9 protein-coding genes and 1 rRNA gene are annotated in these 9,890 nt (G+C 70.6%); 1 reads left to right on the top strand and 9 read right to left on the bottom strand.

Translation table 11 applies throughout. The annotated features are described in order from the left end of the window. The 6 genes from GY24_RS16460 to GY24_RS16435 all read right to left on the bottom strand — a co-directional run. Positions 1 to 1,095 (bottom strand): thioredoxin domain-containing protein (locus GY24_RS16460; protein WP_133161232.1); only part of this gene is annotated, 1,095 nt, incomplete at its 3' end. A gap of 31 nt (positions 1,096 to 1,126) precedes the next feature. Continuing rightward, the gene (gene cuyB / locus GY24_RS16455; protein ID WP_233279433.1) at positions 1,127 to 1,885 is read right to left on the bottom strand and encodes a cysteate racemase; all 759 of its coding nucleotides are present in this window, start codon (positions 1,883 to 1,885) and stop codon (positions 1,127 to 1,129) included. A 5-nt stretch (positions 1,886 to 1,890) separates the two neighbouring features. After that, on the bottom strand, positions 1,891 to 2,655 hold the full coding sequence (locus tag GY24_RS16450) for an amino acid ABC transporter ATP-binding protein (protein ID WP_083365207.1): 765 nt from the start codon (positions 2,653 to 2,655) through the stop codon (positions 1,891 to 1,893). Further along, the gene (locus tag GY24_RS16445; RefSeq protein ID WP_104477618.1) at positions 2,652 to 3,629 is read right to left on the bottom strand and encodes an amino acid ABC transporter permease; all 978 of its coding nucleotides are present in this window, start codon (positions 3,627 to 3,629) and stop codon (positions 2,652 to 2,654) included. Before GY24_RS16445 ends, GY24_RS16450 begins: the two co-directional genes overlap by 4 nt. 8 nt (positions 3,630 to 3,637) lie before the next feature. Beyond that, complete coding sequence (locus GY24_RS16440; protein ID WP_104477616.1) at positions 3,638 to 4,612, bottom strand: ABC transporter substrate-binding protein; 975 nt, start codon at positions 4,610 to 4,612, stop codon at positions 3,638 to 3,640. A 67-nt stretch (positions 4,613 to 4,679) separates the two neighbouring features. Further along, positions 4,680 to 6,263 carry an amidohydrolase gene (locus GY24_RS16435; protein ID WP_104477614.1) on the bottom strand — a complete coding sequence of 528 codons (1,584 nt, stop codon included), beginning with the start codon at positions 6,261 to 6,263 and terminating at the stop codon, positions 4,680 to 4,682. A 119-nt stretch (positions 6,264 to 6,382) separates the two neighbouring features. Between GY24_RS16435 and GY24_RS16430 the strand changes: the two genes are divergently transcribed. Continuing rightward, on the top strand, positions 6,383 to 7,309 hold the full coding sequence (locus GY24_RS16430) for a LysR family transcriptional regulator (RefSeq protein ID WP_104477612.1): 927 nt from the start codon (positions 6,383 to 6,385) through the stop codon (positions 7,307 to 7,309). 27 nt (positions 7,310 to 7,336) lie between these two features. Here the strand turns inward: GY24_RS16430 and GY24_RS16425 are convergent, their stop codons facing one another. The 3 genes from GY24_RS16425 to rrf all read right to left on the bottom strand — a co-directional run bounded on the left by GY24_RS16425 (position 7,337) and on the right by rrf (position 9,851). Next, positions 7,337 to 8,587, bottom strand: a complete 1,251-nt coding sequence (locus GY24_RS16425) for an amidase (protein ID WP_104477609.1) — start codon at positions 8,585 to 8,587, stop codon at positions 7,337 to 7,339. A gap of 84 nt (positions 8,588 to 8,671) precedes the next feature. Next, positions 8,672 to 9,400 (bottom strand): hypothetical protein, encoded by a 729-nt coding sequence (locus GY24_RS16420; protein WP_133161231.1) that lies wholly within the window; start codon positions 9,398 to 9,400, stop codon positions 8,672 to 8,674. Between the two features lie 334 nt (positions 9,401 to 9,734). Next, positions 9,735 to 9,851: ribosomal RNA gene (rrf, locus tag GY24_RS16415) — 5S ribosomal RNA — on the bottom strand. Positions 9,852 to 9,890: the final 39 nt, after the last annotated feature.

Below are 9,890 nucleotides of genomic sequence, written 5' to 3'. Positions count from 1 at the left end.
TGGGCCCAGCCCATTCCAGCCGCTCAGCACCTTCTGGTCCAGGGCGGGCGGATCGACCTGGGCGCGCTCCTCCTCCTCCAGCGCGTAGTACCCGCCCTCGCTGCGCCGCCCGTCGAGCGTGCTCTCGGAGTCTTGCGCGCTCGCGAAGGCCCCGCCGGGCAAGCGCAGCACGCCGAGCAGGAACCCGGCCAGCGCCTCACTCAGGGTCTGCGCCCACCGGGCGCCCGGGTCGTTCTGGCCGGCGCGCACCGCGGCATCCAGCAACAGGGCGTTGTCGTAGAGCATCCGCTCGAAGTGCGGATCGCCCCAGTCGCGGCGGGTCGAGTAGCGGAAGAAGCCGCCCTCGACGGGGTCTCGCAGCGGGGAGGCGCCCATCAGTTTGAGCGTGCGGGCGCCGAGCGCTGCGCCGTCGGCGCGCTCCAACAGGAAGCCGAGGGCGGGGGCGACGGGGAACTTCGGGCCGGCGAACTGCGGCGGCGTGCCGAAGCCGCCGTAGACGGGGTCCTCCAGCGCGGCCAGCCGCGCGACCGCCTCCGCCAGCTCGGGCTCGCCGGGGGCCTCGCCGGCCGGCACGGCGCCCGAGCCCGCCCCCGCCCCCGCCTCGGCCAGTGCCGCTGCCACGGCCGCGCCGGTCTCCTCGACGGCGTCGCGGCGGATGGCCCACGCCTCCGACACCGCGTGCAGCAGCTCGGGGAAGCCCGGCAACCCGTTCGCGGCGACCGGCGGGAAGTAGCTGCCGGCGTAGAAGGGGTGCCCGCCGGGGGTGGCGAAGACGGTGAGCGGCCAGCCCAGGTTGCGGGTGAACGCCCCGGCCGCGGCCATGTAGCTGGCGTCGACGTCCGGGTGTTCCTCCCGGTCGACCTTGACGGCGACGAAGCGCGCGTTGATGAGCTCCGCGGTGGCCGGGTCGCTGAAGCTCTCCCTGGCCATGACATGGCACCAGTGGCAGCTGGAGTAGCCGATCGAGACCAGCACGGGCACGTCGCGGCGGGCCGCCTCGGCGAAGGCGTCGGCGCCCCACGGCCACCAGTCGACGGGGTTGTCGGCGTGGGAGCGCAGGTACGGGCTGATCGCGTCGGCCAGTCGATTCGCCATGCTCACAGCGTAGACCGCGCCCGCGATCAGGTCACGGCTCGCGTTGGATGACGCGCACGACCGCCTCGGCCAGCGCCTGCGTCGGATCGACGACCGGGGCCCGCAGCTGGGCGCCCTCGAGGGCGATCGGCAGCTCGGTGCATCCGGCGATCACCAGCTCAGCGCCCGCGTCCACCAGCTCGTCCGCCGCGCCGGCGATCAACGCACGCGTCTGGGCGTCGACGATGCCGGCCTTCACCCGCGTGATCCCCGCCATCACGCGGGCTTCCTGCGTCTCGGGCGTGGGTGCCAGCGGCACGAAGCCGTGCCGGCGCAGCGCCTCGTCGTAGAGCAGGCTCGCCTGCGTGCCCGTGGTGGAGAGCAGCCCGATGCGCCGGGCGTGCGGGTGCCGCGCGCGAATGCCGAGCACCGTCTCCTCGATCATGTGCACGAACGGGATCCCGACCTCGCCGGCGATGCGCGGGATGAAGGCATGCGCGGTGTTGCAGGGCACCGCGATGACCGCCGCCCCGCCCGCGCGCAACAGCAGGGCCCCGGCCAGCAGCAGCGGGGTGGGGTCGACGCCGCCGTGCAGGAGGGCTCCCGTGCGATCGGGGATCGTCGGGTCCGACCAGATCAGGGTGCGCAGGTGCTCCTGGTCGGTGCGGGCCGGCGTGGCCCGCACGAGCTTCGCGTAGAAGTCGGCCGTCGCCGCCGGGCCCATTCCGCCCAGGATGCCGACGATGCGGCCGGGGTCGGCGGCGAGCGGGATGGCGACACCCTGGCCGGCATCCCGCGTGCGCGTGGCCACGAGGCTCAGAGGACCTTGTCGAGGAACGCGCGGGTGCGCGGGGAGGAGGCGTCGGAGAGCACGCTGGCCGGCGGGCCGGACTCGATGATCGTTCCCGCGTCGAAGAAGCTCAGCGTGTCTCCCACCTCGCGGGCGAACCCGATCTCGTGCGTCACGACGACCATGGTCATGCCGCCGAGCGCGAGCGCCTTCATCGACTCGAGCACCTCTTCGACCAGTTCGGGGTCGAGCGCGCTGGTCGGCTCGTCGAACAGCATCAGCGTGGGGTCCATCGCGAGCGCCCGCGCAATGGCCACGCGCTGTTGCTGGCCGCCGGAGAGCTGGTGCGGGCGCTTGGTGGCGTGGTCGGCGAGGCCGACGCGGTCCAGCTCCTCCATGGCACGGCGACGGGCGGCGGCCTTGTCCATCCGCGCGACGTTGATCAGGCTTGTGGCCACGTTCTCGGCCGCGTCGAGGTGCGCGTAGAGGTTGAAGCGCTGGAAGACCATGCCGATTCCGGCGCGGAACTTGGCGAAGTCGCGGTCGCGCCAGGGGCGGTAGCTCTCGCCCTCCAAGGTGTAGCCCACCTGGGCGCCCGCAACCTCGAGCCCGCCGCCGTCGACGGTCTCCAGCGCGTTGATGCACCGCAGGAAGGTGGACTTGCCCGATCCGGATGGGCCGATGATGCAGCTGACCTCACCGGGGCGCACCTCGAAGTCGACGCCGTTGAGCACCTTGTTGTGGCCGAAGCTTTTGGTCACGGCGATCGCCCTGACGAGTGGATCGGTCATCGGGTCGTCGCCTTCTCTGAGTTGGTGGCAATGCTCTCTGTCGCGGTCTGCGCCTGCTGGCCGTTCCGCAAGAACTTCTGCACGAAGCCGGGCCCGCGCACGAGGCGCACGGCGTCGGATCCGAAGCGGCGCTCCAGCTTGGATTGGAAGTAGGTCGCAACGGCGGTGAGCAGCATGTACCAGAGGCTCGCCACGATCAACAGCTCGATGATGAGGTTGTTCTGCTTGTAGATCTGGCTCGCGTTGGTCATCAGGTCGCTGCCGGCGACGACGACGACGAGCGATGTCGTCTTGAGCATTGAGATGAACTCGTTGCCCGTCGGCGGGATGATGATGCGCAACGCCTGCGGCAGCACGATGATGCGCATGGTCTGCATGTGTGTCATGCCGCCGGCGAGGGCAGCCTCGGTCTGGCCGCGGTCGACGGCCTGGATGCCGGCACGCACCGTCTCGGCGAAGTAGGCCGCGAGGTTCAGGCCGAGACCGAGCAGCGCCGCCATGAAGCTTGTCATCACCTGGTTCGTGTCCCACTGCACGCCGATCTGGGTGAACGGCACCTGCAGTGTGAGATACGGGAAGAGGAACGCGAGGTTGTACCAAAAGATGAGCTGCACCAGCACCGGCGTACCGCGGAAGAACCAGATGTACCCGGCAGCGATCCACTGCAGCACGGGGTTCTTCGCGAGCTTCATCACCGCGAGCACGACTCCCAGGCTGAGCCCGATCACCGTGGCCAGCACGCTCATCCAGATCGTGACAACGACTCCGTCGAGAATGCGCGGGGAGAAGAGGTAGTCGAATACCCGGTTCCAGCGGATGTTCTCGTTGAAGATGATCGCGGTCGCCAGCCAGACCACGACCAGCACCGCGAGGGTGCCGACGATCCAGCGGCCCAGGTGCCAGCGCGGGGTGATGGGGGTCTCAGAGCCGTCCGCGCCGAGGATCGGTGCGGTACGCCGGTGTGATGCAGTCATCCGTGTTCCTACTGGCCGTCGTTGACGACCGCGGAGTCCACGGCCATCTGCGGCACGCCCCACGCATCGAGGATCGCGGCATAGGAGCCGGAATCGATCATGGACTGCAGTGCCTTCTGGATCACGTCGACGAGCTCGGTGTTCTTCTTGTCGATCGCGATTCCCCAGGGGCTCTCGCCGCCGGAGATGGCGATGGCTTCCAGCCCGGAGTCTGCCTCTGCCGCGCGGTGCACGGCGACGGGGTAGTCACCGATCGTCGCGGCGGCACGGCCACTCTTGACCGCCAGGATCGCCTCGGAGTCACCCTCGAACTTGAGGATCTCGATTGCGCCCTTGCCGTCGGTGACGCACTGCGCGTCGAACTCGGCGGCGAGGTCGGCCGAGGAGCCGTTGTCGACGACGGAGACAATCTGGCCGCACAGGTCGGCGGGAACGGCGATGCTGCTCGGGTTGCCCGTCTGCACCAGGAACGCGTTGCCTGCGCTGACGTAGTCAACGAACGACATCGTCTCGCGGCGGGCCTCGTTGTCGGTCATCGACGACATGATCATGTCGAAGCGTCCGGTGAGCACGCCCGGGATCTGGGCGTTGAACTCCTGGTCGGTGATCACGAGATCGACGCCCAGGGTGCGGGCGATCCCGCGCCCGAGCGACGGGTCGAGACCGATGATGACCTTGCCGTCCGCGCCCCACATCTCCATCGGCGGGTATCCGACGGAGGTGCTGAGCTTGATGCCGCCGGCGCGCAGCGACTCGGGAACGGTGAGGGAGCTGTCGGGCTCGATGCCCTCGATGACGCTGGCCGCGAGGTCCTCGGCGGGGGCCGAGATGAGGACGACGTCGCTGGCCCCTTCTGCGCCGCCGGCGCCGGCGGCGGAGTCGGATCCCGCGAGGCTCTGCGCGCCACACGCTGTCGTGCCGAGCAGAACCGCGCCGAGCATGAGCGCGAGTGCGCCGCGGGCGGGGGTGATGGGGATGCGCATAGTGTGACTCCTCATTTCTTGTTCCGGATTGCTCCGGGCTGTGTGTGACTGGGGACTCGGGGGGGGGCTAGCGCTGGAAGCGCACGGCGCCGCCGACGACGGTGCTGAGGACGGTGATGCCGCGCAGCGCCTCGGGCTCGACAGCGAAGGGGTCGGCGTCGAGCACGATGAAGTCGGCGAACTGGCCGGGGGCGAGCCGCCCGACCGCGTGCTCCTGTCCCGCCGCGTAGGCGCCGCCGTAGGTGTAGGCGGAGATGGCCTCAGCCACGGTGAGCCGCTCTTCCGGCTCCCAGCCGCCGGCCGGCTCGCCGGACGAGCTCTGGCGCGTGACCGCCGCGTGGATTCCGTGCATCGGGGTCGGGTCTTCGATCGGGGCGTCCGAGCCGAAGACGAGCTGTGCCGAGGACTCCGTCAACGAACGCCAGGCGTAGTTGCCGAGTTCGCGGCCGGCCAGCAGCGCGTCCGCGATGGGGATGTCGGAGGTGCAGTGGGTCGGCTGCAGCGACGGCAGCACGCCGAGCGCGGCGAAGCGCGGGATGTCGGCGTGCCGGATGTGCTGGGAGTGCTCGATCCGGTTGCGCAGGCCGTGCTCCGCGGAGGTGGCCCGAATCTCCTCGTAGGCGTTCAGAACCAGGTGGTTGGCCTCGTCCCCGATGGCGTGGGTCGCCACAGCGATCCCGGCGGAGGCCGCCTTCTGGGCGAGCGCGACGAGCTCGGGGTAGGCGACGATCTCCACGCCGTGGTTGCCCTCCTGCCCGGCGAAGTCCTCCCCCATGTGCGAGGTGTGCGATCCGAGCGCGCCGTCCGAGAAGATCTTGACGGGGCCGGTGGTGAACCACTCGTCGCCCTGGCCGGTGTAGCGGCCCTCTGCAATGGCGGCGTCGAGGTGCTCCAGCGGGATCATCTTGTGCACGCGCATGTGCAGATCGCCGTCGGCCTGCATCTGCAGGTAGGCCTCGCGCACGTCCTCGGCATCGATGTCGTGCACGCCGGTGAGCCCGAGCGAGAGCAGGTGAGCCTGTGCGCGCTTCAGCTGGGGCAGCAGTTCCGCGGCGGAGACGTCGTTCTGCAGATCGCGGAGTGGGTAGCGGGCGGACTCGCGCAGGATTCCGGTCGGCTCGCCGTCTGCGTCGCGCACGATCTCACCGCCGACCGGGTCAGGGGTGTCACGGGTGTAGCCCACCGCCTCGAGGGCGAGGGAGTTCGCCCACATGGTGTGCCCGTCGACGCTGGGCAGGGCGATCAGGCAGCCGTTGCTCACCGCGTCCAACGCGGCGCGGTCGGGCTGCACGGGCACGTCCCAGGCGTTGGAGTCCCAGCGCCCGCCGACGATGAACGTGCCGGGCTCGCGCGTGGCGACGTAGCGGCTCACCCGCTCCAACGCCTCGGCGAGACTCGTGCAGCCGCGCAGGTTGAGCGCATCGAGCTCGCGGGCGATGGCGCCGGTGTGGATGTGGGCGTCGATGAAGCCCGGGATGACGGCCGCGCCGTCCAGGTCCACAATCTCCACATCCGCCTGCGCCTCGGCCAGGGCGACAGCTTCTTCCCCCGTGGCGGCGATGACCCCGTCGACGACGAAGATCGCCTCGGTGGGCGCAGAATCTCCCACCATGGTGTGGATCTGGGGGTGACGAAAGAGCGTAGCAACCATCAGTTTTCCTTGCGAGTGCGAGTGCGTACGTGGGAATGTCATGCAAGATTATGTGAAACCACCAGCAATACCCAGCGTCGGGGCTCGACACCTTGCCGCGCTGAGCATAAGGAACGCTAATGATCAATCCGATTCACCTGCGCACTCTGCTGGAGACCGTACGGCTCGGCTCCTTTGCCGCCGCCGCGAACAGGCTCGGCTATACCGCCTCCGCGGTGTCGCAGCAGATGGCGGCGCTCGAGCGTGCCGTCGGCGTTCCGCTGTTCGAGCGCTCGGGGCGCAGCGCGCATCCGACCGAGGCGGCGACGGCGATGGCACGGCATGCGGTTCGCGTGCTGGCCGACATCGATGCCCTGCTGGCGGAGGCGTCGAGCGCGCACGGCGCGACGGTGGTGGACCTCAGACTGGCCCTGTTCCCGAGCCTGGCGCGACCGCTGCTGGCCAGGCTGCAGGAGCGGCCGGAGTGGGGGCACTCCGACGTCGACCTGCGCTTCTGGGTCGCGGACCCCTCACCGACAATTCGTGAGATCCGGGCCGGGCGCGAGTTCGACGTCGCCCTCGTCTACCAGGTGGGTGACACCGCGCTCAGCTGGCCGCAGGCCATGCGGCAGGAGTGGCTCGGCGACGACGAGTACCGGGTGGTGGTGCCGGCCGGCTGGGGGCTGCACGCGCACGAGCCGGTGACGATCCATCAACTGGCCAACCTGCCGTGGGTGGTGCACCACCCGGGCACCAGCGACGCCGCCATCATCGACCGGCTCTTCCGCGGACACGACCTCCGCCCGCGCACCCTCGCCCACTCGGATGATTACACCGTGACCCTGCAGCTCGTCGCCGGCGGATTCGCGGCGTCCTTCGTCCCAATGCTCGCCCTGCACCAGCTGCCAGACGGCGTCAGCGTGCTCGACGTGCCGGAGCTCAGGCTGGCCCGCCGGGTCTTCGCGCTCACGCCCACCGAGGGGGCGAGCCCGGCCACCGGGGCGTTCCTCGGCGCGGTCGGCGAGATCCTCACCGAGCTCGGGGTGACGCGCACCGACGCCCCCTGAGGCCTCCAGCCCGGCCGGGCGGCCCCGTCACGCTCCGTCTGCGCGGGGGATCGTGCCCAGCTCGTGCTCCCAGCCGAGCCCGACGGCGAGCACATCGGCCTCGGTGCGGCCGACGATCTGCAGGTTGCCGATCGCCAGGGCGGGCAGGTCCAGTGCGGAGAACGGGGCAACGAGGCGGCCCAGGTCGTCACGGTAGTCCAGCTCGTCGGCGCCGACGAGAGGTGTCGGGCAGCCGAGGGTGTCGCTGACAACCACGTCGACGCCCGTCATCCGGCTCAGCAGTTCCTCGCGCATCACGGCGAGTGTCGCGAGCGCCGATCGATGGGCCGCGGCCGACACCCCGGACGCGGCGGCCAGCTTGGCCCGCACGTTCTCGCTGTACGCCTCGGCGGCGCGGGGATAGGTCCCCTCGTGCGTCCTCGTCACCTCGGCGCGGAAGGCCGTCCAGAACACGTCGAGCACACCGCCCGGCAGCGTCAAGGGGCGCAGCTCGGCACCCGCCGCCCGCAGCGGCTCGGCGGCCACGGAGCCCTCGATCACGCCGACGACGAGGCCGCGCAGCGGGCGGGCGCCGGCGAGTGCCTCGCCGCTCAGCACCGACCAGGCGAGGGCGGTGTCGCTGACGGATGCCGAAATCGGGCCGACGACGTCGAAGGAGGGCGCCAAGGGGGCGACGCCGCGCCCCGCCACTCGCCCGGTGCGTGGGCGCAGGCCCACGACGCCGCAGCAGGCGGCCGGCATCCGAATCGAGCCGGCCGTGTCCGTTCCCAGCCCGATGCGGGCGATGCCCGCCGCCACGGCCGCCGCCGTGCCGCCGCTCGAGCCCCCGGGGATCAGGTGCGGGTAGGCCGGGTTCAGCACGTCGCCCCAGTGCGGGTTCTCGTTGCTGACGCCGTACGCGAACTCATGCAGGTTGACCTTGGCCACGAGCGCGGCGCCCGCGGATTCCAGCCGGGTGATGCACTCCGCGCTCTGCAGCGCGTCGAGGCCGCCGTAGAGGGCAGAGCCGCGGCTGGTCGGCAGCCCCGCGACGTCGATCATGTCCTTGACAGCGAGGGTGAAGCCGTCCAGGGGCCCGCCGCCGGGCGCCGGAGCGGAGCGCGCCCGCTCGAGGGTGTCGAGGATGACGATGTTCGAGTCCCGGTGCTGCCGCATCGCCTGTTCAGAGACAGCGAGGGCCAGGGAGCGGGCGTCCTCTCCCCCGGTTGCGGGAGCGGCCGGGTGCGGGTGCGTGGTCGGGAACATGTCGGCGGTGAGCATCATCACATCATGCACCACTGGCGCTCATCGGCGGGCGGCCTCGGCGCAGGCGTTGACCGGGCGGCCCATCGATTCGGCCTGCTCACCGCGTGAGCCGCGGCGTCACGGCACAGTCGAGTCGTGAGCGCGCACCGGGCGATCCTCGATGTCGAAGGTGCCGTCCGGCCGCCAGCGCACGTGGATGATGCTCGGCGCGTCCGGTATCGATGCCGCTGTCAGCAGGCTGAGGTCGAGCGGGTCCGTCAGGGCATTGGGCAGATACGCGTCCAACTGCAGCCCCGTCCGCTCGAGCTCCTCCACCGATCCGCAGCTGACCGCCACCCGCTCGTCCGTCGTGACGAGCACCAGGCAGGCCACGTCCTCACTCCACCGCGTCGCGTAGATCCGCGGCCCGGAGGCCCCGGGCAAGGGGATGTACACATTGGCGATCGCGTCCGGAGCGAAGACGCTGCCGAGCAGCGGCGGGAAGGTCTCTTCCCGCCGGTTCGCCTGCGTGAACCGGCGCAGCGCATCGGAGTCGCGTGCGGGCGGTTCGAGGGGAGTCAGGACCGCGGGGATGGCCGCATCCCCGACCGATCGCGTCTCCAGCTCCGTGCTCACCGCTTCGGCGACGAGCGAAATGGCCGTTGCGCCGAGAGCGCCGCCGATCAGGCCGGCGGCAAGCGCCCGTCGCCGGGTGCCGAGGAGCAATCCGCGGATGCCGCATGCCGCGGTTTCGCGTCCCGCTCGCGCGGGTCGGTGCGGAGCGGCGAGCAGTGCCGAGGCGCGTGCCTGCTGACGCTCGAGTTCGTGCCTGTCGTACTCCCGCAGCGCCCACTCCGAGGCCCGCATCCGAAACGTCTCCCCCGTCTCGGCGTCGCGGTAGTCCGCGGCCGGCTCGGCGGCTCCCCCACGTGAGTAGACCCGTTCGAGCAGCGCCTCACGCTCCGGGGCAGCTGGGCTGGGGCGGCTGCGAGGAAGTGGATCGGTGAAGCGTGGGGCGGGGTCATTCATCGGGAGGCGAAATCAGCGGACGCCCTCACCCTACGCCTGACGCCTGGCGCGCGGAACCGCACTTCACGACCGCCGTTAACGAGAGAAGGCCGCCCAGTGGGCGGCCTTCTTCGTGTGGCGCTTAACGCAAAACAGCCACCCGAGGGTGGCTGTTTTGGTGTTTCTAAGTTAAGTCCGGCGGTGTCCTACTCTCCCACAGGGTCCCCCCTGCAGTACCATCGGCGCTGAGAGTCTTAGCTTCCGGGTTCGGAATGTGACCGGGCGTTTCCCTCTCGCTATGGCCGCCGAAACAACTGGTGATGGGCACCCTTCCGGGGCCGTCAAGTCA

It is taken from the genome of Microterricola pindariensis (assembly GCF_002936985.1).
In the GTDB taxonomy this organism is placed as follows: domain Bacteria; phylum Actinomycetota; class Actinomycetes; order Actinomycetales; family Microbacteriaceae; genus Microterricola; species Microterricola pindariensis.
Note: the sequence above shows the minus strand (reverse complement) of the source record. Positions and strands in the feature narration are given on the sequence as shown.

What these genes read in the sequence shown, in the direction of transcription:
- GY24_RS16450 (WP_083365207.1), bottom strand. Translation starts at nt 2,655, where the DNA reads ATGACCGATCCACTCGTCAGGGCGATCGCCGTGACCAAAAGCTTCGGC.
- GY24_RS16445 (WP_104477618.1), bottom strand. Translation starts at nt 3,629, where the DNA reads ATGACTGCATCACACCGGCGTACCGCACCGATCCTCGGCGCGGACGGC.
- GY24_RS16440 (WP_104477616.1), bottom strand. Translation starts at nt 4,612, where the DNA reads ATGCGCATCCCCATCACCCCCGCCCGCGGCGCACTCGCGCTCATGCTC.
- GY24_RS16435 (WP_104477614.1), bottom strand. Translation starts at nt 6,263, where the DNA reads ATGGTTGCTACGCTCTTTCGTCACCCCCAGATCCACACCATGGTGGGA.
- GY24_RS16430 (WP_104477612.1), top strand. Translation starts at nt 6,383, where the DNA reads ATGATCAATCCGATTCACCTGCGCACTCTGCTGGAGACCGTACGGCTC.
- GY24_RS16420 (WP_133161231.1), bottom strand. Translation starts at nt 9,400, where the DNA reads ATGCGGGCCTCGGAGTGGGCGCTGCGGGAGTACGACAGGCACGAACTC.